This is a genomic window from Desulfuromonas carbonis (genome assembly GCF_054658035.1).
In genome coordinates this window covers 439,655-460,936 of sequence record NZ_BAAHXR010000001.1, presented here as the reverse complement: position 1 = coordinate 460,936, position 21,282 = coordinate 439,655, and the positions used below count along the sequence as shown (strand labels likewise).

The following is a 21,282-nucleotide window of genomic DNA, read 5'->3' as shown; positions in this document are numbered from 1 at the left end:
GAGCGCCGTCCCGCACAGGATGGCGCTCTCTTTCTTTCGGCTGGGCGATGTGGTCGATCAGTAGGCGATCGGCGCCATGGCGATCATCAGTGGGTAGGTCCCTTCCTGGGTTCCTTCGGCAAGGACGACACGCATGTCGAGGTTACGTGTCACTGCAACCGATGGCAGGGTGCCGACAACATGGACAGCCTCCGACAGGGCGGATTGACCATCTTTGACCAGGATCTGTTCCGGACCACCGCTGCTGATTTCGAAGCGGATGGCATCGCGGATGTTGGTCTGAACACTGAAGGTCAGGGCCTGGGGCAAATCAATGTAGCCGCGACGGATGTCTTCACTGGTCACTTCGTAGCTGGTCATAGGCTGATTGGCCGAGAACTTGATCCAGGGGCGGATAACGGCCTGGACCTGTACGATGGCGCTGCTGCTGGAGGACGCCTGTACCGTCGCGGCCCAGGGGCTGAGGATGGCAAGTGCCAGAATTACAGTGACGAGAAGTTTCATGATTGTCACTCCCTTCGGTAACCCGGCTATCCGTTCCACCTGCACCAATGTTCAGGTTGACGAGGACCCGTGGCTTTGCGTCGCCGGATTTCTCCGGGTTTGCCGTTGTCGCTGAAGTGTGCAGCCCTTTTACGGTGATCGGGGAAAGGCTGGTCGTTTTCGTTTTGCCTTTCCTGGATCCATGAACCTTGCAGGGCTCTTGATCAGTGTAAGCTGCGATTGTTGTGCCAAGCCTCAAGTTGTTGAAAACAGGGAAGAAAAAATATGGAGAGTCAATAACTTGGCAGGGAAGGATCGAAGGATTGGGGAAGGTTGGATCGTCAGTCCCGGCGGGGAGCTGGTAACTTGCTGATAATATACGGGGATACGAATCCTAGAGCAGTTCGTTGGCTGCTACAGGGTGGTTGTAATTTTGACGCGGAATCAATAATTTGACACTTTTCCTCCCGGGGAGAGGCCATAGACGTTACCACTGAATGGTTACCGTGATGAGGTCGCTGTAACTACCGGCGGCAACGTTCTGGCGGGGGGGGATTCTGCCGTAGATCGTTGCCGTCAAGGGTGAAGTTCTGGTTACATTGCCGCTGATGATGCTCGATGAACCGGAGCCGTCGCCCCAGATGGTGGAACAAGCCGCATTGGTAAAGAGATTGTAAACGAGCGGGGTGTTCCCCGTCCCCCGAAGCTGGCGTTGCGCGAAGGTCCCGGAATTGCCGGGGCTGAGGGAAACCGTGACCGGGAGCGGGGCGTTGGGATTTTGTTCCGGGGCATTGCAGGTGACGGTTATGGCGCCGGTGGTATCCTTGGCGACATTGTCGAACACATCGTAGCTGCCGAAATTGAGCCCGGTGGCCATGACATTACATTTAAAGGCGAGAGCTTCGGGCGCAGCGCTCAGCAACGTCAAAAACAGTCCCAGGGTAATGAAAAGTATGCGCATCATGTCCTGACCTCCGAAACGTTATCGTACGCCCGTTAAACCTAACACTATTCCTCCCCGGCTACCACCGTCATCACCACCCGACGGTTTCGAATCTGGCAACCTGGGGTGGATTCGGAGCAGAGGGGGTTTGCCTCCCCACGGCTGACGACGCGCAAGATTTGCCCTGCTTCGACACCCGCGTTGAACAGATAGTCGCGAACAGATTCGGCGCGCCGCCGGCCGAGCCTGAGATTGTAAGCCTCGGTTCCCCGGCTGCAGGTATAACCAACGATTTCCAGCTTCATTCCCGAATGAGATTGCAAATATCGAACCATGGGCTGCAGCTTTTCCCACTCCTGCGGGAAGGGGCGGGAACGATCAAAAGGAAATTGGAGGACGACCCGGTCGGGAATCGGCTCCGGACGCACTTCTGGTGTCACTGGTGACGGCGGGAGTGGTTCTTTCTCAAGGATGTTTTCCGCCTCGACGGCAGGCGGTGCTCCTGATGGTGGAGTTGGGCTCACGTTGATTGGAGGCGCCAAAGTGGCAGGCCCCACCGCGACAGGTTTTCCCAAAGCGATCCTGCGGCAGACCAGCTTCCCAAGGTCAACGGTTTCGCCGGTGCTGGTCGGGATGGTCACCTGGGCCTGATAGGTTTCATTCTCCAGTTTGACCGTGACCCCGTAGCTGCCGGCGGGGAGAAATTCGCCGGGGCCCTGCTCCAGAGCATCGCACCCCTGGTAGCGGTTGCTATCGACCGTCGCCATCTGGCTGTCGAAATAGAATTCGCCGTCTCCCCCGGTCCAGAAATCGACCGGGCCGTCCGGTGCGGCAAGAATCAACTCCGCGTTGGCCAATGGCTCGCCGCTGGCTTCATCCCGCAGCAGGGTGCCGGTGAAGGCCTGATAGCGGCGCAGGGGAAAGTTGAGGCAGGAGCCGCTGCGCAGGGGGGGGGAAACGAAGAGGCGTACACGCGGCATCAGGTAGTCGATAGGGATGTCCGTGTCTTCGATTGCAACCTGGTTATCGTAATAAGAGGTTAGATCGGGGATGACAGCTTTACCATGGATGTTGGTTCGCCCTGCCAACTGGCCGTTAGTGTAGACCCTGACCCCTTCGGCTTCTCCGACACTGACGAGGGAAAAACTGTCTCTTACCGGGCGGGTCGGGGCGAAGGTATCGCCTATGTGAACGAGGGCCCCATAAAGTGAGAGTCGCAAGTCCTTGGTGGTAGCTGCGGCACTGTCGTCCAAAGTGAAATCGCCGCGCAGGCTGGCATAGCGGGCGTTGTGTTGGGCGGTGGCATTCAGTAAATAGGAATCCCCCGAATGCTCGCCACGGAGGTCCCAGCCGCTACCTTCACCGAGCGGGATGGTGTTGCGGGCCTCGATAACCTGACTGCTTCTTCCGTTTTCGTGCTGCACCGAGCTTGTGAAGGAATAGCCCTTATCGAAATACCAGGAAAGGTTAAGGGCCGCTTCGTAGGAAGTACGGGGATCGCGGACCTGACGCATGGAGGCGAGGACATAAACATTGCGCCACAACAACCGCGACCAGGAAAAGTTAGTCACCTGTTGGTCAGTGCCGTTGAAAACCGTTGCACGGGAAAAATCGACGCCGAAGGAGCCGAATTGTTGCGTCGAATAGACGATGCCCGCCCGCAGATTCAACTCGCGCCGGGATCCGCTTTCGGTGTCATCGAGCGTCCTGTAGCCCCCGGAAAACTTTTGCAGGGACAAATGGATTCGAACCCGCGGGCTTTGGTACTCGTAGCTGATCAGTCCTGCGCTGCCCGAATTCCCCTCACCCGTGCTTCCGGCGACTTCAAAATGCAAAAGCCCAAACCCACCCACAGTCAGGGCCGATTCGCCCCCCAGGTTCAACAGGCCGTTCTTTGCTTCGCCACGCAGCCCCAGACTGAGACGGTCCGTCACGCCGTAGCGGTGAAAACCGCTGAAAACCAAATCCGCGTAGTGGTTGCTCACCTGCCCGAATTCCTGACGCATGAAGCCCAGGTTGTAGCTGTATTCATTCAGGCCACGACGCAGCAGTTGGCTGGTGAAATAGAAAGGAGCGGCGATTCGCTGCTCGCGTCCCAACGCGTCGCGGATCACCACCTCCACATTCTGTGCTCCGCCGATCCCTTGAAAATTGCGCAGTTCGAATGCCCCGGGCGCGAAGTTCTCGGAGTGGACCCGGATGCCATTCACGTAGAGGTCGACGGTCGAGGGGAGTGACACCAGGCCGCTGAAATCGAACAGCGGATAGAGGATGAAGTATGGATCGATACTGTATTGCTTGGAGATGCTCAGGCCACCCAGCTGCACCCTGCTGCCGAGGTTCCCGGAGGTTGCGTAGAAGTCGCCGCCCACCATCCGCCGCAACGTGGCGTGGTCGTCCCAGGTCAGGTTGGTATTGAGTCGGACGAAGTTGGAATTGTCGGGGGTTTCGGAGTACTGGGAGTCGTTGATCAGCAGCAGGTCGTTGTAACGCACGCCAAGTTCGTTGCTAACGGACATCCCGCTGAAGGCCAGGTTGTTGCCGCCAGCCGAATAATCGAGGCCATAGTTGAGAAAGATACTGTTGTCGTGGGGATAAAGAATGTCAGTGCGCCGGGCGGGGCTGAGGTCGATTGCCGTCCTGGGTAAAAGTTCTGGTGGGGCAGTGACTCCGAGCGTAAGGGTGGCTTGATCGAAATGATATGTCACTTCCGCCAGGGATTTCAGGGAAACGTAGGTGTCCCCATCCACCAACAGTTTTACCCCCGGGAGACTGCGGAATCCGGCGTCGTGAAGATCGGCAGCCCTGACAAGGAAGTCCCCGTCATCCCGAAAAATGACGAAAATATCACCCTTGATCTGTTGATTCAGGGTCAGCGAAACAATGATGGTCTGGTCGGCGAGCGAGGAGGAGGGAAAAAACAGACCGAGCGTGAGGCTGGCCAGCAGGGTCAGGGCGATGCAGGGGAGCCAGTGGCGCCCATTATTCTTAATTCGCGGTACACATGGCTGAATCGACATCGATCCTGTCGGTGAGTTGGAACTTGTCGGTTGTCAAGAGGATGTCGAGATTCCGGAGCCGTTCACAGTCCTGCTTGGGAATTGGGGCCGCGTAGCTGTGGGAGGTTCCGGGCAAAAGATACCAGCCGGGAAGATCCTTGGAAAATAATTCGTCACCAGAAACGTCTTTGCCGGAGAGCGCTACATCCGTGACACGAAAATGAACGTTCCCGGTATTTTTCAGTAAGATCGTGGCCAGGCCATTAACGATCCCTTTGTCGACGATCTTCCCTTCGGCAATGGTTTTCGCCGGTGCAGAGAAGATGGGCACCGCGAATTGAATTGCGATAGCGACGGTTGACCCTTTGGCATCTTGGGGTGCCGCCTGCTCGCGGATGAAGAGACGATATGTCTTCTCCTGGAGGATGGCGGGCGCTTTGATGCCGACCCGGATGACCCGCTCTTCATGGGCGCCGATGGTGAGGAGCTTGGGGAAGAAAATCACCTCATCGGTAGCCGCGTACTGGTCCTTACCTTCGGCGTCCTGAGTCCAGGCCAGGGCACTGATATCGAAGCTGATTTTCTGCTCGCCGTCGTTCGTGACGGTGATTACGCCGCTGCGGGTTCTCTGGTCGAAATCGAGGCGGATGGGAATGACCCGCCACTCCCCACAGAAGGCCTGCGAGGCAAACAACAGGACCATCCCCAGGATGATGCAGAGTTGGGGCTTGCCGGAGCGGACATGGTCGAGGAAGCTTGGTTTCATGCTGGCGAATCTACCCCATCCGGCCTGCTTTTGCAATTGTTTCGTGGGTTTTTAATTGCTGAGTTTCACCACATCGCTACGGGGTGATGGTCAGGGTTACCTGGTCCGAATAGCTCCCGGCAATAGCGGTCTGGTAGTCTGTTCCCAAAATGGTGCCGGTGACGGTCAGTGTCTGGGTAGTGTTTTTGGCGACACTGCCGGTTGCCGGGCTCAGGGACAGGCTATAGGGCAAAAAGGCAGTCAGGGCGGTGGCGTGCCGCATCCGGTTGCCGTTAGGCCCGAGTTCGTAGAGACCGTCGTCGTCGCTGATAAGAAAAGTCGCCACGGGCGCACTGCCGCGGCAGGTGTAAGTGACGGGAGGGATGGCGTTGACCGTTTTGTTCACCGGGTTGGTGGGGTCAAGGGTGCCGAAGTTCAGGGCGGCGTTGGTCGTTTGGAACTGGCAGTTGCTTTTGGAGAGGATGGTAGCGGAGATGGCGACGGTGACGGGGGCAGCCCAGGCAAGGCTGCCGGGAGCAAACAGCAGCGCTGTCGCGAGGCCAAAGAGCAGCAGTTTTTTGAGTCGCAGCGTCACCATTTGTGAAAATCTCATATCAATTTGCAGTTGCCTGTCCTTCGATCCGCCTTTCGTCGAAGACGGGAGGTTTTCCTAAGCCCGGCGACTGTTGCGACAGCCGCCGGGCCTGGAAGAGCCATGATCAATAGGTAATGGTAAGGGTAACGGTGTCGGTGTAGGCGCCGGCCGGCGCCGAAGCGTAATCGGTAGCGGCAACCGAACCCGTGATGGCAAGGGCCTGGGCAGTACCGGTGCCGGTGCCGCTAGCCGGGAAGGTCATGCTGTAGGAGAAGCTGTTGGTGCCGTCGGTGAGCAGGTAGGTGTCGCTGTTGTCGCCCACGGTGAAGGAGGCGCCACTGGTGCAGGTGATCGAAGGGCTGGTGGCCGTGGCGCTCTTGGTGCCAGTGTCGTTGACCGGATCGAGGGTGCCGAAATCCAGAGCGCCGCCGCTGTTGACCTTGCAGGTTGCCAAAACCGTCGCGCTAACGTCAACGGTAGCGTTCTGGCTTGCCGCCATTGCATTCCCCGCCGCGAAAATCCCGGTGAGGGCCAGAGCCAATGCTGCCAGTTTCATCGTTTTCATGTGTTCCTCCATTCTGTGGTTTGTGGGATGATCCCTGTTTGAGCCTGTCGATTCAGGCGTATATGGGCTAAACAAAAAGCGCCCGTCTTCAGCTGTTGCCGAAGACGGGCGCGCAGAAGTAACGGGAACTTGCGTCACCCGTCTCTTCGGCAACCCGGCGATCCGTGCCATCTTTCGATGACCGAGGACCCGTGGCTTTGCGTCACCGGATTTCTCCGGCTTTGCCAGTATCGGAGACTAAATTGGTTATAATTAGCGGAGCATCGCATAGTGTCAGGAGAAAGTCAATACCCAAAAATTCAATCCGCCAAGCTAAAGGCCTGTTTTTGCGATTTAATTTTTTACGGCCTTTAGTTGCCTGTGCATTGGTATATAGCATACAGCGTGCCAGCATTGCTATGACCTGATTCCAGGTGGTTGGAGGGTTCAGGGGGGGGGAGTAAAAAGTGTATAGGTATCCATTTTGGATACTCAAAATAGATACCTGGGGGGCTCGTTCACTTCCGGCTGACTTTTCAGCCCATTTTCAGGGCACCCTGAAGGAGGTCGAGCAGGAAGGTGATTGTGTTAAACGCGTTCGCTATCCTCTGGCATTCGCTGCACGCAATGACTTGTCGTCAAGTCTCCACGATTGAAATCCCGCACCCCCCAACGGATTCAGGTTTACCGCAACCCTTTTTTGTTCATCTTGGCCAGCAGGGTCGTCCGGTTCAACCGGAGCAACCGCGCCGCCTCTTTCTTGTTGCCATTGCTGAGCTGGAGGGCGTGCAGGATAAGGCGGTCCTCGAAGTCCTGGACCAAGGCGTCAAAATCGACTCCCTCGGGACCGAAGGGGTGGGCCAGAACCGCTGTCGTTGTCTGCGTATTGGGCGGGGAGTCTGATTGCCGGGACGGGGAGTACTTGTCGGGAAGCTCGGCAACGCCGATAGATCGCCCTCCATGCAGCACGACCAGGCGCTGAACCAGATTTTCCAACTCGCGGACATTTCCCGGCCAGGGATATTCGACCAGCGCCGCGAGGGCCGCAGGTTTGATTTCTTGCAAGCGGTTCGGACGATTCCGATTAAATATCTGGACGAATTTTTCCACCAGCAGGGGAATGTCCTCCCGGCGTTCGCGCAAGGGCGGGAGCGAAAGGGGGACGACGCTCAGTCGGTAGAAGAGATCCTCGCGAAAGTCTCCATCCGCGACCATTGCTTCCAGGTCGCGATGGGTGGCTGCGATGATGCGTACATCGACCGGCACCTGTTCCAGACCGCCGATTGGGACGAACGATTTCTCCTGCACCACCCGCAGCAACTTGGCCTGCAGGGAGGGGGACATGTCGCCAATTTCGTCGAGAAAGAGAGTGCCTCCTTCTGCATACTGGATTCGCCCGATTTTCGATTGAATCGCGCCGGTAAAGGCTCCTTTGTGGTGGCCGAAGAGCTCGCTCTCCAAAAGATCCTCGGGGATGGCGGCGCAATTGACAGGGACAAAATTTTTCAATCGGCGCCGGCTATGAGCGTGGATCGCTCGTGCCACCAACTCCTTGCCGGTGCCGCTTTCCCCCTGGATCAGGACAGTGCTGAGCCCGTCCTCGGCAACCTTTTCGATCAGTTGGTAGACAACGTGCATTTTTGGCGAGTCTCCGATCATACCGTAGAAGCCGTCGGTTTTACGGATTTTTGGGCCGCGCTTTTCCTGGTGAATCAGCAGATCGTAGAAGTAGAGGGCCCTGGCGACGGCAATGACCCCCTCGGTGAAGTGGTAAGGATGATTTAGGTAGGTAAAGCAGCCAACCTTGAGCGCCGCGACGATGGCCTCCTGGTTTCCCAGGGGAACCACCGGAATGACAAGCACTTGGGAATACTGCCTGAGCACGGTTTTCAGGAGGTTCGTCTCATCCTGGTCCGGGGGGAGAATGCCGATGACAAGGACGCAGACGGTTTCATTGGCGAGAATGTTAAGCGCCTCGGCCGAATTGTCCGCTTCGTAGACGACGCAGTCGATCTCCTTGCGGATCATGCCGGCAAGTTCTTCGCGGTCCTGCTGGTTACTTTCGGCCAGCAGCACACTGCGTAGCGCTTCGAGCATGCGGAACTCACGGTAAGGGAAGGGGGAAGGTGGTGGAAAGTATGGCACCCCAGGTAGGGGGTGTCAATGAAAGGTGAGAGAGCCCGTGCCGGCTGTTGCGTGTACTTTCGTCCAAGTCGCCAAAATTACATGAAATTCACCCATGCATTGTGCTGGTGTCGCGCAGAAATCGTTTGGAATTATCAGGACAGCATTAGATGCGGCGAGAGCTGGAAATAGCAGGCCCCCTTCTGCGGTATCGCCCGGGAAAGCCGTTCCAGGGAACAATCAATTTCCTCTTTTTGCAAAAGGCTGAACGAAAACTCTATAGGGTTAGTTTCTGGCCCTGGGGTCCATGGATACCCGAACAGATCAACTTTCAGCTTCCTCATCAATGCCGTAACGTGCCAGGCGACGCCGGAAGGTGTAGTAATTCATGTCCAGAAGTTGCGCGGCCACCATCTTTTTCCCATTGGCCGCCGCCAGGGCCCGCTTCAGCGCCCACTTTTCCACTTCCGCCATCTTAAGTGGGAGTCCTTCGGGGAAGGCGTCGAGGCCTTTCTCCTGCACCGCAGCCGGCTTGACGCCCGGATCGGGCTTGGTCGAAATCCCCTGCAAGATGGCGCAGGAGATCAGGTCGTCCGCCATGACAGCAGCATTCTTGATGACGTTGCGCAGCTCCCGGATATTCCCCGGCCAGGGATGTTCGCGCAAGGCGGTCATGGCATCGTCGGAAAACTCCGGCGGGGTTCTGCCGATTTCGTGACATGCCTCAATCAGGAACTTTGATGCCAGCACGGGGATATCCTCAGGAATGGCGCGCAAGGGGGGCATCTCGATCATGAAGGTCGCAAGGCGGTAATAAAGATCCTGGCGGAAAGTCCCGGCCGCGGCTGCGGCTGCCAGGTCCTTGTTGCTGGCAACAATGATGCGGATGTCGGCGTGGGCTTTGTGGGCGCTGCCGAGGGGGTGATAGCTTTTTTCCTCAACCAGCTGAAGCAGCATGGCTTGTATCGCCGGCGGGGCCGCATCGATATCATCGAGAAAGAGCGTCCCCCCTTGGGCGGCGTTGATGCGGCCCTCGCGTTTTTTCTCAGCGCCGGTGAAGGCACCCTTTTCATGGCCGAAAAGTTCAGCAGCGACCAGGGACTCGGGAATGGCCCCCAATTGTACGGTAACGAAGGGTTTGTCGGAACGCGAGCTGAGATTGTGAATCATCGAGGCCAGTAGCGATTTCCCGGTTCCGGTTTCCCCCTGGATGAGGACGGCGTAATGGCTGCGGGCGATGCGGCGGACCTGCGCGGCGATGGCTTTCAGCTTTGACCCTTTGCCGAGCATCTGTTCTAGCGACAGCTGCAAATCTTCTTTGAGTTCGGACAGCTGCCGTTTCTGCAGTATTGGCAGGGCTGCTTTTTGAAGGGTGGTCAGCAGCTTTTCGTCATCGCAGGGTTTGGGTACAAAGCCTGCCACGCCCAGTTCGATCCCGCGCAGCAGATTAGGAACATCGGAGAAGGCGCTGTAGAAAATGACGGGGGTTTCAGGACTGAGTTGGCTGAGTTCTTCGGTCAGCGTGATGCCATCCATTTCCGGCATGATGATGTCGGTCAGCACCAGGTCCGGGTTTTCCCGCTGAAAAATCTCCAGGGCCTCGCGGCCGTTAGCCGCCAGAAGCAGCTTGCCGAAATGGGGCGCCAGAAGGTCTGCCAGGGCATGGCGCAGCAAATTCTGGTCTTCAACAAACAGCAATGTCAAATGCTTTAAGGCGTTCATTCTCATCTAATGTAGGTGGCGGGTGGATGGCGGTCGTGAAGCTGTTTCGGATGCAGGGTCGCGGCGGGTGAGTGATCGTGGAAGCAAGAACAGAATTGGGGTGCCCTAGCAAAAAAAACACTGCTCCGGCCGTTTGAATGTGCGCCCCACCTCCATGGGCCTGCCCGCGTCCTTCCTGGCTGGGGCATCTCCTCTCTTGTGCAGTCCCCTCCGGTTGGGTCGTTGTGGGGTGCCTGACCTCCGGGTTCCCTTGGGTTGGCTCTGCTCAGCGTGAACAACACCACGCCGTTACAAGTGGCTATTTAAGGACGAAAGCGGATTGGAGTCAAGGAGAAACCCGGTCCGCTCTGATTTGAAATCCAGACAAAATACCCCCCGGTTTCCCGGGGGGTATTTTGTCTGGATGATGAAGTGGTGCAGTCGAACTATTCGCAGAGATCGACTTTGACGTCCCAGTTTTTCAGCTTCATGGTGCCGTTGCGCTCGAGATTGAGGTGCATCTTGAAGGCGCGGTCCCACAGCTGCGGCTCGTGGCCGACGCCACGGGAGAGGCAATCCTTGCTGGCAATCGCCAGGTACTCGTTGAGCTGGTCCTTGTAGTCCGGGTGCGCGCACTTCTCGATGATCAGCTTGGCGCGATCCTTCGGTGCCAGACCGCGGCAATCGGCGAGACCCTGCTCTGTGACGACGCAGTCGAGGTCATGCTCGGTATGGTCGATGTGCGAGCAGTGCGGCACGACGCAGGAGATGCCGGTCGGGTCGGTTTTGCTCGGACGGCTCGACGGGGTGTGCATGATCTTCAGGAAGCCGTTGCGCAAAAAGTCGCCCGAACCGCCGAGGCCGTTGATCATGCGGGTGCCGCCGACCAGGGTCGAGTTGGCGTGGGCGTACATGTCGATCTCGACCGGGGTGTTCATGGCGATACACCCGAGACGGCGGATCGGCTCCGGCGCGTTGGAGATCGACAGGGGGCGCAGGGTGATCTTGCTGAAGTACTTGTCCCAGTTCTCGAAGAAGCGCGGAAAGCCCGGGTTCTCGGAGAGGGAGAGGGAGCAGGAGGAAGCGCTGTCGAGACGACCGGAGTCGAAGAGGTCGAGCATGGTGTCCTGCAGCACCTCGGTGTAGACGCTGAGGTTGTAGAAGGGACCCTTGGCGAGGCCGCCGACGACGGCGTTGGCGATGGAGCCGACGCCCGACTGCAGCGGCAGCAGGTTTTTCGGCAGGCGCCCGGCCTTCACTTCGTTGGAGAAGAAGTCGATGATGTTGGCGGCGATCGCTTCCGAGGTCGCATCCATGTCGGTGAAGGCGCGCCCCTTGTCGCGCAGCTTCGATTCGACGACGGCGATGATCTTGCTCGGGTCGCAGGGGATCGAGGTGGAGCCGATGCGCTCGCCGGCCTTGGTGATGCCGAGGATCTGGCGATTCGGCGGGTTGTTGCAGGAAACCAGGTCATGGATCCCTTCGAAGGAGGGCTGTCCGGTGTTGACCTCGACGATGACCTTGTCGCAGACCATCAGGATTTCCGGAATGACGCCGCAGGAGCTGGTCGGCACCAGGCCGCCGTCTTCGGTGATCGCCGAGACTTCGATGATGGCGAGGTCGAGCTTTCCGGTAGGGGAGTCCTTGGTGTAGAAGCCGTAGCCGAGATCCTGGGCAAAGAGGGAGAGGTGCTTGTCACCCATGCGGATGCGCCCCTCGTTGATCCCCTTGGCGATGTTCTTGCCGGTCTGGTAGGGCCAGCGGCGGTCGATCATGTCGAGGGTTGCCCAGCGGTCTTCGGTCTCGGCGCCAACCGAGGCGCCGATGAAGAGATTGAACTTCATCTTCCCCTGCAGGTTGTTCTTCTCGACGTGGTCGGCCAGGGCGATGGGCACCACCTTGGGGTACCCGGCGGGGGTGAAGCCGGACCAGCCGAGGTTCATGCCGGACTTGAAGAAGGGGACCGTCTCCTCGGGGGTCATCACCTTGTTGAGCAGGGACTTGCAGCGAACGCGATCTTTCAGGGTACCGTAATCGGCCATCTCTCTCCTCCTACTGTAATATGTCGGTGGCGCACGAAATGGGTGCGTCCCGAAACGGGGGGTAAAAAAGTAAAACAAGGTCAAGCACTTTTCAGCTGAACCTTGTTTTGCTGTAAGTCACTTTAATTCAATGGAAAGTTTTGCCCTCTGTGGATTGTGGCAAACGAGAACGGGTGGGGAAAGGGAAGTCCTCGTCTGGTTGAATAGAATTCCGTTATAACAGTGACGACTTTTATATAATGCCGTAAACATCAAGTCAAGCAAAAAAGGGTGCCGGGCAGGGTGGCCCACAAGAGTAGCAAATATTTGAAAACAAAAGAAAAATTTCGGAAATTTGGGTTCCATTCAGGGGCCGCCGCAAGCTCCTGGTTGGAAGTTTCTCAGAATTTCTTTTCCACGTATTTCTGCGCCTGAAGGATATATTCGCTCTCCGGAAAATCGCGGTAAAGGGTATTGAATGCGATGACCGCCTGGTCCCGCTTGCCAGTCTCCAGGTAGGCCTTGCCGAGAAAAAACCAGGCCGAGTCGCGGCCGATGAAGTTGGGGTAATCCTTGAGCAGGGCTTGCAGTCTGCCGATGGTCGCCTCCGGATGACCGGTGCGCAGGTAAAACCGCCCGACGTAGAGCTCGTGTTCGGCGAGGCGGTCACGGCAGCGGCTGGCAAAGACGGCGACCTCCTCGCTGCGGTTCGATTTGGGGAAGCGCTTGAGGAAGGTTTCGAAGGTCACCAGGGCATTACGGGTTGCCGTCTGATCGCGATCGGCGGAGAGAATCTGGTGATAGTAGGACATGCCGAGCCGGTAGATGGCTTCCTCGGTCCGTTCATGGTCCGGGTGCTGCTTGAGAAAATCCTCGTAGGCGGTCGCCGCCTCGACGTAGCGTTCGCCGAGGTAGTAGGCCTCGGCGATTTTCATCTCGGCCAGCACATTGAGTTCCGGGGAATAGTAGCTGTCACGGACTTTTTCCCAGGCCGTAACCGCTTCGTCATAGAGTCCCTTGTCGAAGTAGTTCTCCCCCTCCTGGAAATAGGTGGCGGCAGACTTGGGTGGCGGAACGATGGTCGAACTGCAGGCGGCGAGAAAGAGGAGCAACAGCAGGAGCGAAAGGCGTGGCAACGACATCAGCGCATGACCTCTTGGGTGGGAATTTCACGGTTTCGAACCTGTTGAAGGTAAGGGAACCCCCGGCGTTTGTCAATGTCATTTGCGAGCGCCCGGCGCAGAAGGGAGCGCAACCTAAGGCGCCGTGCCTTGTCGCCGCACGGGGTTGGTGCAAAGCGCTCCTCGTCCTCGGCCCTGCGCCAGGCTTCCCACAGCGCGACCGTTGCCGGAGCCGCGCCGCGGGCGGCCAGCTCCTGCCGGATCCTTGCGCTGGTCAGTCCTTGCGGTGAGCGACCGAGGAGCTGGCGCAACAGGGTCGCGAGGCTGCGGCGGCGGCGCAGCTGGTGACGGGCCAGGCCGAAGAGGATCAGGAGGCTGAGGGCGACAGGAATAACGGGGAAGCTCCTTCCGCTATTTTGGCGGCCGGCGTGCAGTTGCCGGTATTGGCTGTGGCCGGGGTCGAAAATGGTCAGGTCGACCGAGGGCAGGGCCCGGGGATCGGCGCCCGGATCGTAAAGGTAGCGGAAGGTGCGGCTCCGCGGTCCCCCCGGGACCCCGGCCATTTCCTCGCCGAGGGGGATCAACCGTCCGCCCCGGGGCGGAGTGGCGGTCGGCACCGCGAACCCCTGCAGCCAGGCGTTCCCCCGCAGCGAGATGCTGATTTCGCGCAGCCCGGCGCCGGCCGCTTCGAGGGTAAGGTCGATCGCACCGGGGGGGCTTCGGAAGCCGGGTGGGCGACCGGCGCCGGGGAGGGGGCGGACCCGCAAGGGGAGGTCCGGGGCGGCCAGCAGGCGGCCATCCGCCAGACGTACCCCGCCCCCTTGCAGCAGCACCGGTCCCGCAGCCAGGGGACGCAGCAGCAGGCGCTGGCTTTCGATGATTTCGGCGGCTTCTCCCGCCACCGCGACCCGTCGCGGCCGGCTAGGCGGGAGCTCTTCGATGGCAAAGCGGTCGAGGAGTGGCCAGACCAGCGTGAGGTTTCCCGGGGGGCGCTGCTGGTACGCAAACTCCAGGGTCAGGATCAGCTCCTCACCGAGATAGGGGAGCGGATTGGAGGCGAGCAAGCGGACCCGGGGGGATTCGGTGCTCGCACTCCCGGGAACCGGAGCCGCACCAAGGACCAGGAGCAACAGGCAAAAGAGCAGGCGCGCCATCACCAGTCCTTTTCCGGGCGGCGTTCGAAGACCCTGCCGGTGGCGGTCGGCGGCGCCCCGGGGGCGGGGCGGACCGCTTCCAGCAGTTGCAGGGCCTGCTCGGCAGAAAAACCGTCAGCGCCATGGTCGGGGCGGGATGGCATTTCCTCGCCGACCCCGGCGCCGGCCTGGTCGCCGGCCTCCCGCAGCGCCAGGGCGAAGTTGCGACGGACCTCGGCGTCGCCGGGGAGGAGGAGCAGCGCCTCCTCCAGGAGCGGGAGCGCCGCCGGCGCCTGACCGCCCTGCAGCAGTGCACTGCCGCTGTTATAGAGAGCGATTCCCCGCTCCTCTCCCTCCAGGCTCGCTGCAGCGGCGGCAAAGGCTGCAGCCGCCCCCGGATAGTCCCTGGCGGCGGCCGCGCTCACGCCGCGGGAAAAATCGTCGCGACCCGGTGGTTCTTCCTGGGCCGGGGAGCAGGCGGCGAAAACCAGCAGGGCGAGGAGGCCGGCGGCAGCTTGCGGTCGCCAGCCCGGGAGACCGGGAAGCTGGCGGGCCAGCAGCAACGCCAGGGCGAGAACCAGCCAGGGGACCGGGGGGGCGGAGCCCGGGGATGACCCCAATGGTCGCAGGCGGGCGGCCAGACCCTCCGCGGCCAGGCCGGTCCCGGGCAACTCGACAATGCTGGCGGCGCAATCCCGGGCAAATTCGACCAGACCCGGTCGATCGAGGCGACTGGTGGCCGGTTTTCCGCGCAAGCTGTGCCCGGGAACGGTGGCGCCGGTCGTCGTCGCGAGGGGGACCAGGTAGACAGGGAGGTCCCGGGGCAGGGGAGGGGGCGGCTCGGGGTGAGTGCGCTCGAAGTCGCTGAAGAGAACGATCGCCCGAACGCCGCCGGCATCGGCCAGGGCCTGGCGGGCTGCTAGCAGAGCTTCCTGGGGCGCCGATCCGGGAGCGCTGACGGTGCTGCTGTCCAGCCCCGAAAGGAAGAAGCCGAGGGCGCGGGTATCGCTGGTCAGTGGCACCTGCAGGACCGCTTCGCCGGCAAAGGGGAGCAGGGCGAAGCGTGCGCCGGGAAGGGCCGTCAGCAGGGCCGCGATCTCGGCCCGGGCCCGGTCGAGGCGCGAGGGGAGGAGATCGGTGGCGGTCATGCTGGCCGAGACATCGACCGCGATGGCGATCGCCAGATCGGCAGTTCTTGTTTCCCCCTGCGGAACCTTGCTGCTGCTGAACAGGAGCAGACCGAGAGCGACCAGGGCGCAGGCATCCCCGGCCAGCCGTGGCAGGGTACGGGGTTGCAACCGGCAATAGCGCAGCAGCCGGCGACTGCGTCGTTCCGCCAACAGCAGCAGGGCCGCAATCAGAAGGAGCAGCAGCCCTGTCATGGCACCCTCCGCAGCCAGCAGCGCCAGAGGAGGAGTTCGAGCCCCAGCAGCAGGGCGGCGGCAAGGGCCAGCGCCGGCGCCAGGGGGGTGGCGCGCCGTTCTACCCTGGTCTCCAGCGGGCTGGTCTCGAGGGCGTCGATCTGGCGGTAGACTTCCCGCAGCGTCGACGCGTCGCTCGCCGGGAAATAACGGCCGCCGGTAAGGCGGGCAATCTCGCGCAGCGGTTCGGGATGAAGGCTCTCCCGCAACAGCGGGGCCGGACTGGCGAGGGGGACGGGGGCGCCGCTGCTGGTTCCGTAGCCGATGCTGTAGATGCGGATGCCGAGGGCCGCCGCGGCCCGGGCCGCCGCCACGGGGGTCAGGTGGCCGCGGTTGTTGCTGCCGTCGGTCAGCAGGATCACGGCGCGGCTGGCCGCATCCGAGCCGGCCAGCCGTGCCGCCGCAGCGGCGAGGGCGTCGCCAACGGCGGTGCCGCTCCCCTGGCGATCGGGCTCGATGGCGGCGAGACGAGCCAACAGCGGCGCCCGCTCCAGGGTCGGCGGTGCCAGCAGGTAGGGGATGCCGGCGAAGAGGACGACGCCGACCCGGTCGTTGCTTCTGCCGGCGATGAATTCGGCGGCGGCAGCGCGGGCGACGCTGAGCCGGTCCGGCGGGATGTCGGCGGCCCCCATGCTCGCCGAAATGTCGAGGACGAGCATCAGGTCGATGCCGCGGCGGATCACCCGCTGGTTCTCCGTGAACGCAACCGGCCCGGCAAGGGCGAGGATGAGCAGCAGCAGAGTTGCCAGCGCCACCACCGGTTCCAGCGCCGCCAGCCGGGTCCGCCAGCTGCGGCCGGCGGCGGCCAGGTGATCCAGCGTGGAGATCGGCACGGTCCGCACCCGGCGCGGCAGGAGCGGCAGCAGGGCGAGGGGGAGGGCCCAGAGCAAGGCCGGTTGTTCGAAAGCGAAATTCATGGCGCTGCCCCCCCGGTCTGCAGCGCTATTTTTTCGGCGAGGTGCGCGACCGCTTGCGGCGGACGGGGACCTGGGGCAAAACGCAACCGTAGCAGTTCCTCGTGCAATTGCCGCCAGGCCGGGTCCTCCTCGCCGGGCGCAGCCTCGAGTTGCCGCTGCAGCCGGGTGAGAAGCAGCTCCTCGGCATCGCCGGGGGGCCCGGTTTGCGGGCGCCGCAACCGCCGGCGCAGGAGCGGCAGCGCCAGGCTACCGGCGAGGAGGAGCAGGAAGCACAGGGGCCACCAGCGACTTGCCGGGGCTGGCGGCGGGGAGGGCAAGGATTTGAAAGGCGCGATCGCGCTGTCGCTGGCCAGGCCGCTGGCGACCTGGAGTTCGACGGCTGCTGTCTCGACCCGGGTGCCGGTTTGACTTTCGAGCAGCAGCGTGGGAATTCGCACCGGGCCGGGTCGCATCGCCACCAGGTAGAGGCGCAGTTCGCCATCCTTGGTGTGGGGCGGGGCGAGGAGTTCGAGGGGGGGGAGCGCCGGTAGCCCCGTCAGCCTCAGACCCGGTTCCGGGAGAGGGTAGCTGGCGACGAAGGGCTCACCGAGCCGGGGCCGGGGTGGATTGAGTTGCGGAGTAGGTCCTGCCGCGGTGAGGAGGAGCCAGCCAAGACCGAGGAGGCAGAACCGCTTCATGTTCGCCTCCGGCGCTGGAAGAGCTCGCGCAGGGCCGCCAATGGGGGGGTGCCGCTCTGCAGAAAAACATGGTCGATGGCACGCTGGCTGAATCGGGCCGCCAGGGTGCGGTCGCATTCCTGCCAGGCAGTGACGATGCCCCGGCGCTGGCGACTGTGCAGGTCGAGCAGCCCGTGCCGGCCCGCTTCGGCGTCACCGACCCGGAGTATGCCACCCGCCGGCCAGTCGCGCTCGCGGGGGTCGCGCAGGACCAGGGCCAAAAGGTCGTGACGGAGGTGGCAACGGTCGATGGCCGTGGCTGGCCAGGGGGCGTGGAAGTCGGAGAGAACGAAACAGAGGCTGCTACGCCGTTGCAGCCGGGCGGCGGTGGCAAAGGGGAGGGCGAGGTCGGTGCCGCTCCCGGCTGGTCGGCAGGCGAGCAGCTCAGCGAGCAGCCGGCGCAGGTGCGGCCAGCCGCCGCTAGCTGGAACCAGCAGTTCGATGCGGTCGGAGAAGGCGATCAAACCGACCCGGTCCCGGTGGTTGACGGCGACCGCTCCGAGCAGGGCCACGGTTTCGGTCAACAGCTCCCGTTTGGCGGGAGTACAGGATTGGGAGAGGTCGGCCAGCAGCACAATTTCCCGTGCCCGCTCTTCCTGCTGCAGGCGGACGTGCAAACGACCGCTGCGGGCCGAGGCGAAGGGGTCGATGGCGCGCGGGTCGTCGCCGGCCTCGTAGGGGCGCAGAGCGGCGAATTCCATCCCGCGGCCGCGCATCCGGCTGCGATAATCACCGGCCAGCGGCGTGTCGAGCAGGCGGCGGGAGTGCAGCTCCAGGCGCCGGACCAGGGCGCGCAGATCGGCGGGAGTGGTCATCGAACCTCAGGGCGGCGGGATGTGGCAGGCGACCCGTTCCAGCAGCTGGTCGGCATCGACCCCTTCGGCGACGGCCTGGAAGGAGAGCACCAGGCGATGGCGGAAGACCAGCGGCAGGACCTTCAGGATATCGTCGGGAACGACATAGGAACGGTGCGCGAGAAAAGCGTGAGCGCGGGCCGCGCGGGCGAGGAAAATGGCGCCGCGGGGAGAGACGCCATGCTCGAGGAACGGCGCCAGTTCGGCGAGGCCGCTGGTGGCCGGGTTCCGGGTCGCGGCGACCAGGTCGAGAATGTAACCTCGCAGCGAAGGCGCCAGGAAGATCTCACGTACTGCCGCACGGGCCGCCGCCAGCTCGGCCGCGGCGAGGACCGGCAGCACCGGGCGGCAGGACGCCTCCTCGATGGTGGCGAGGATCTCTTCCTCTTCGCGGCGGCTCGGGTAGCCGACCAGGGCCTTGAGCATGAAGCGGTCGAGCTGCGCCTCGGGGAGGGGGTAGGTTCCTTCGTGGTCGAGAGGGTTCTGGGTCGCGAGAACCAGGAACGGCTCGGGGAGGGGGAGCGATTCGTCGCCGATAGTCACCTGCTGCTCTTCCATCGCCTCCAGCAGCGCCGACTGGACCTTGGCCGGGGCACGGTTGATTTCGTCGGCGAGGAGGAGGTGGGTGAAAATCGGACCGCGGCGCACGCTGAAAGCGCCACTGCCGGGATGGTAAACGGGCGCCCCGAGCAGGTCCGACGGGAGGAGATCGGGAGTGAACTGGATGCGCCCGGAATCGAGGGCGAGGGCGCTGGCCAGGGTCTTTACGGTGCGGGTCTTGGCGAGGCCGGGAAGACCCTCGATGAGAACATGGCCGGAGCTGAGCAGGCCGATCAGCAAGGCCTCGACCAGCTCGCGCTGGCCGACGATCTGCTTGCCCATTTCATGGAAGAGCGGTTCGACAAAGGCGCTCAGGCGCGTGATGTCGCGCTCCTTGTCGGTCACTTGCTGGCTCGGGGTGGGGATCGGCACGGTTCCTCCCGGGATGAAAGCGCGGCCGGCGGCCGGTTATCCGAGTATAGACAGCTGCTCTCGGCAGTTCAAGAAGGAAGAAGTCGCACCGGAACTTGCCGGTGGTGCCGGATTCGATTGACAACTACCCCCGCCCGCCACTACTGTTGCCGGGTAAAAATATCACCTCAGAGCCCAAGGTGCCGCCATGTCAGGATCGACGGACCCGCTGCCGGAAAAGATGGATGTCGCCGTAATCGGCGCCGGTGTCGGTGGATTGACGGCCGCGGCCCTGCTCGCCCGCAGCGGTCTGCGGGTGGTCGTTTTCGAAGCAGAGTCCCAGGTCGGCGGCTACCTCGCCGGCTTTGACCGCCGCGGCTTCCGTTTCAGCAGTTCCATCGAATGGCTCAACCAGTGCGGTCCCAACGGCTTTGTCCGCACCATCTTCGGTCATCTCGGCGCATCCCCCCCCGAGTGTCCCCCTCTGCACCGTATCCAGCGCTTCAAGAGCGACCACTTCGACTATCTTCTGACCAGCGATCCGCGCCAGCTCTGCGGCGAGCTGGTGCGCGATTTTCCCGGCGCGGAGCGTGGTATCCGTGCCCTGTTCCGGGATGGCGAACGCCTCGGCCGCCGTCTGGAACGGCTCGACACCCGCACCGTCGGCGGCGCCACCCTGAGCGGCGTCGACCGGGCGCTGCGGGGGCTGCAGATGCTCGGCTGGTCTCTCCCCATCCTGCGCTACCTGCGCACCCCGGTCGAAAAGGGGCTGCAGCGTTACTTCGGAGCCAGCGGCGGCGCCGACCTGTTCGCCGGCCATGATTCGCTCATGGCGGTGATGGTTTCGATTGGCTGGGCTTTTTCCGGCAACTTCCAGGGCTGTCCGCCGGGAGGGAGCCAGGCGATTGCCACCTGGCTGTGCGAGCGGATCGAGGGGGCGGGATCGGAAGTGCTGCTCAATCGCAGGGTGGAGAAGGTTCTGCTCGATGACCAGGGTGCAGCGGCGGGGGTGCGTCTTGCCGATGGCATGGCAGTGAAAGCCCGTTACGTCATCGCCGCCTGCGACAGCCTCCATCTTTACCAGCGGATGCTGCCGGAAGGGACGATTCCCCAACGGTTGCAGCAGGCGTTGCAGCAGGCCGACCTCTACCCCTCCAGCTTCAGCATTTTTCTTGGCCTCGATTGCCCTCCGGCGGCACTCGGTTTCGGCGAAGAGGCCCTGCATCTGATGCGCAGCGATGCGACGCGGGCCGAGCATAACAGCGGCGACCCGCAGCGCTGCAGCCTCGTCGTCCTTGCCCCCTCCCATCGCGACCCCTCCCTGGCGCCGCCGGGGAAAGGGACCCTGACCATTCACTGCAGTGCCGATTTTGGTTACGAGAATTTCTGGCGAACGGAACCAGGGCTGGTCCGTGGCCCGGCCTACCGGGCACTCAAGCAGGAATTTGCCGCCACCTTGCTTGAACGGGTCGAAGCCGCCTTCGCCCCGGGTTTGCGGCAACATATCGAGGTGATGGAGCTGGCCACGCCGATCACCTACTGGCGCTACACCGGCAACGCCCGCGGCAGTTTTTCCGGTGTCAAACCGACCGGCCGCAACATCCGCGCCGGGGTCGCCCATCACCAGACGCCGGTTAAGCGCCTGCTGCTCGGCGGCCACTGCGGCGAATACGGCGGCGGCGTGCCGATGGCGGTCAAAGCGGCGGCCAACGCCAGCCTGATTGTCCTGCACGAGATGAACCGGCCCGGTTATGAGGCCCTGAAGAGCTTCCTCGATGATCCCCCGCTCACCCCTCCGCCAACACTTCCCTGAGCTTGCCCGGGATGGGGGCGGGGAAACACGCAAGCTTCCGTGGGCAGTTGGGTCAAAGCCTTGAAGGTGAACTTCCTGATGATCTTCAAATCTTCAAGGTACGACCCAATTGACCTCCGCATCCAGGACAAGCCGTTCCTGCGATCAAAGGTAGGGCAGTCGGGTCTTTGAATATTAGAAAAATACGAGGACTTTCCAACT

At 62.0% G+C, this 21,282-nt stretch carries 17 protein-coding genes and 2 riboswitches; of the genes, 1 reads left to right on the top strand and 16 read right to left on the bottom strand.

Going from position 1 to position 21,282, the window contains the following annotated elements; all coding sequences use genetic code 11:
- Nucleotides 1–57: 57 nt before the first annotated feature.
- The 16 genes from ACYQ8E_RS02135 to ACYQ8E_RS02060 form a co-directional block, all read right to left on the bottom strand.
- On the bottom strand, nucleotides 58–504 hold the full coding sequence (locus ACYQ8E_RS02135; RefSeq protein ID WP_066727797.1) for a hypothetical protein: 447 nt from the start codon (nucleotides 502–504) through the stop codon (nucleotides 58–60).
- A gap of 13 nt (nucleotides 505–517) precedes the next feature.
- A riboswitch (cyclic di-GMP riboswitch) is annotated at nucleotides 518–618 on the bottom strand.
- Nucleotides 619–970: 352 nt separating this feature from the next.
- A complete protein-coding gene (locus ACYQ8E_RS02130; RefSeq protein WP_066727796.1) occupies nucleotides 971–1,447 on the bottom strand; it encodes a Csu type fimbrial protein in 477 nt (158 codons plus the stop codon).
- Nucleotides 1,448–1,491: 44 nt separating this feature from the next.
- Nucleotides 1,492–4,446 carry a fimbria/pilus outer membrane usher protein gene (locus ACYQ8E_RS02125; protein ID WP_459859996.1) on the bottom strand — a complete coding sequence of 985 codons (2,955 nt, stop codon included), beginning with the start codon at nucleotides 4,444–4,446 and terminating at the stop codon, nucleotides 1,492–1,494.
- Nucleotides 4,415–5,191 (bottom strand): fimbrial biogenesis chaperone, encoded by a 777-nt coding sequence (locus ACYQ8E_RS02120; RefSeq protein ID WP_459859994.1) that lies wholly within the window; start codon nucleotides 5,189–5,191, stop codon nucleotides 4,415–4,417. The genes ACYQ8E_RS02125 and ACYQ8E_RS02120 overlap by 32 nt, the downstream gene beginning before the upstream one ends.
- Nucleotides 5,192–5,267: 76 nt before the next feature.
- Nucleotides 5,268–5,783 (bottom strand): spore coat protein U domain-containing protein, encoded by a 516-nt coding sequence (locus tag ACYQ8E_RS02115; RefSeq protein WP_082820336.1) that lies wholly within the window; start codon nucleotides 5,781–5,783, stop codon nucleotides 5,268–5,270.
- 106 nt (nucleotides 5,784–5,889) lie between these two features.
- On the bottom strand, nucleotides 5,890–6,330 hold the full coding sequence (locus ACYQ8E_RS02110) for a spore coat protein U domain-containing protein (protein WP_459859992.1): 441 nt from the start codon (nucleotides 6,328–6,330) through the stop codon (nucleotides 5,890–5,892).
- Nucleotides 6,331–6,475: 145 nt separating this feature from the next.
- Nucleotides 6,476–6,566: riboswitch (cyclic di-GMP riboswitch) on the bottom strand.
- 427 nt (nucleotides 6,567–6,993) lie between these two features.
- Entirely contained in the window at nucleotides 6,994–8,406 is a 1,413-nt protein-coding gene (locus ACYQ8E_RS02105; RefSeq protein WP_066727791.1) for a sigma-54 dependent transcriptional regulator, read from the bottom strand.
- 351 nt (nucleotides 8,407–8,757) lie between these two features.
- Entirely contained in the window at nucleotides 8,758–10,131 is a 1,374-nt protein-coding gene (locus ACYQ8E_RS02100) for a sigma-54-dependent transcriptional regulator (protein ID WP_066727790.1), read from the bottom strand.
- Nucleotides 10,132–10,580: 449 nt separating this feature from the next.
- Nucleotides 10,581–12,176 (bottom strand): succinyl-CoA:acetate CoA-transferase ScpC, encoded by a 1,596-nt coding sequence (scpC, locus tag ACYQ8E_RS02095; RefSeq protein WP_066727789.1) that lies wholly within the window; start codon nucleotides 12,174–12,176, stop codon nucleotides 10,581–10,583.
- Nucleotides 12,177–12,556: 380 nt separating this feature from the next.
- A complete protein-coding gene (locus ACYQ8E_RS02090) occupies nucleotides 12,557–13,297 on the bottom strand; it encodes an outer membrane protein assembly factor BamD (RefSeq protein ID WP_066727788.1) in 741 nt (246 codons plus the stop codon).
- Complete coding sequence (locus ACYQ8E_RS02085) at nucleotides 13,297–14,433, bottom strand: hypothetical protein (protein WP_157471885.1); 1,137 nt, start codon at nucleotides 14,431–14,433, stop codon at nucleotides 13,297–13,299. The genes ACYQ8E_RS02090 and ACYQ8E_RS02085 overlap by 1 nt, the downstream gene beginning before the upstream one ends.
- Nucleotides 14,430–15,791: a vWA domain-containing protein gene (locus tag ACYQ8E_RS02080; RefSeq protein WP_066727786.1), complete on the bottom strand. Its 1,362-nt coding sequence runs from the start codon at nucleotides 15,789–15,791 to the stop codon at nucleotides 14,430–14,432. The genes ACYQ8E_RS02085 and ACYQ8E_RS02080 overlap by 4 nt, the downstream gene beginning before the upstream one ends.
- On the bottom strand, nucleotides 15,788–16,747 hold the full coding sequence (locus ACYQ8E_RS02075; RefSeq protein ID WP_066727785.1) for a VWA domain-containing protein: 960 nt from the start codon (nucleotides 16,745–16,747) through the stop codon (nucleotides 15,788–15,790). Before ACYQ8E_RS02075 ends, ACYQ8E_RS02080 begins: the two co-directional genes overlap by 4 nt.
- Nucleotides 16,744–17,424 (bottom strand): hypothetical protein, encoded by a 681-nt coding sequence (locus ACYQ8E_RS02070; protein ID WP_066727784.1) that lies wholly within the window; start codon nucleotides 17,422–17,424, stop codon nucleotides 16,744–16,746. Before ACYQ8E_RS02070 ends, ACYQ8E_RS02075 begins: the two co-directional genes overlap by 4 nt.
- Nucleotides 17,421–18,278, bottom strand: coding sequence for a DUF58 domain-containing protein (locus ACYQ8E_RS02065; protein ID WP_066727783.1), 858 nt, complete (start codon nucleotides 18,276–18,278; stop codon nucleotides 17,421–17,423). Before ACYQ8E_RS02065 ends, ACYQ8E_RS02070 begins: the two co-directional genes overlap by 4 nt.
- Before the next feature lie 6 nt (nucleotides 18,279–18,284).
- Nucleotides 18,285–19,289, bottom strand: a complete 1,005-nt coding sequence (locus ACYQ8E_RS02060) for an AAA family ATPase (protein WP_231875332.1) — start codon at nucleotides 19,287–19,289, stop codon at nucleotides 18,285–18,287.
- Between the two features lie 187 nt (nucleotides 19,290–19,476).
- Between ACYQ8E_RS02060 and ACYQ8E_RS02055 the strand changes: the two genes are divergently transcribed.
- Nucleotides 19,477–21,081 (top strand): phytoene desaturase family protein, encoded by a 1,605-nt coding sequence (locus tag ACYQ8E_RS02055; RefSeq protein ID WP_066727782.1) that lies wholly within the window; start codon nucleotides 19,477–19,479, stop codon nucleotides 21,079–21,081.
- The last annotated feature ends 201 nt before the right edge of the window (nucleotides 21,082–21,282 follow it).

Excerpts from the sequence above, each read along its gene's own strand:
- ACYQ8E_RS02080 (WP_066727786.1), bottom strand. The coding sequence starts at position 15,791 with ATGACAGGGCTGCTGCTCCTTCTGATTGCGGCCCTGCTGCTGTTGGCG.
- ACYQ8E_RS02055 (WP_066727782.1), top strand. The coding sequence starts at position 19,477 with ATGTCAGGATCGACGGACCCGCTGCCGGAAAAGATGGATGTCGCCGTA.
- ACYQ8E_RS02105 (WP_066727791.1), bottom strand. The coding sequence starts at position 8,406 with ATGCTCGAAGCGCTACGCAGTGTGCTGCTGGCCGAAAGTAACCAGCAG.
- ACYQ8E_RS02070 (WP_066727784.1), bottom strand. The coding sequence starts at position 17,424 with ATGAAGCGGTTCTGCCTCCTCGGTCTTGGCTGGCTCCTCCTCACCGCG.
- ACYQ8E_RS02075 (WP_066727785.1), bottom strand. The coding sequence starts at position 16,747 with ATGAATTTCGCTTTCGAACAACCGGCCTTGCTCTGGGCCCTCCCCCTC.
- ACYQ8E_RS02115 (WP_082820336.1), bottom strand. The coding sequence starts at position 5,783 with ATGAGATTTTCACAAATGGTGACGCTGCGACTCAAAAAACTGCTGCTC.
- ACYQ8E_RS02125 (WP_459859996.1), bottom strand. The coding sequence starts at position 4,446 with ATGTCGATTCAGCCATGTGTACCGCGAATTAAGAATAATGGGCGCCAC.
- ACYQ8E_RS02135 (WP_066727797.1), bottom strand. The coding sequence starts at position 504 with ATGAAACTTCTCGTCACTGTAATTCTGGCACTTGCCATCCTCAGCCCC.
- scpC (WP_066727789.1), bottom strand. The coding sequence starts at position 12,176 with ATGGCCGATTACGGTACCCTGAAAGATCGCGTTCGCTGCAAGTCCCTG.
- ACYQ8E_RS02110 (WP_459859992.1), bottom strand. The coding sequence starts at position 6,330 with ATGAAAACGATGAAACTGGCAGCATTGGCTCTGGCCCTCACCGGGATT.
- ACYQ8E_RS02090 (WP_066727788.1), bottom strand. The coding sequence starts at position 13,297 with ATGTCGTTGCCACGCCTTTCGCTCCTGCTGTTGCTCCTCTTTCTCGCC.
- ACYQ8E_RS02065 (WP_066727783.1), bottom strand. The coding sequence starts at position 18,278 with ATGACCACTCCCGCCGATCTGCGCGCCCTGGTCCGGCGCCTGGAGCTG.
- ACYQ8E_RS02130 (WP_066727796.1), bottom strand. The coding sequence starts at position 1,447 with ATGATGCGCATACTTTTCATTACCCTGGGACTGTTTTTGACGTTGCTG.
- ACYQ8E_RS02120 (WP_459859994.1), bottom strand. The coding sequence starts at position 5,191 with ATGAAACCAAGCTTCCTCGACCATGTCCGCTCCGGCAAGCCCCAACTC.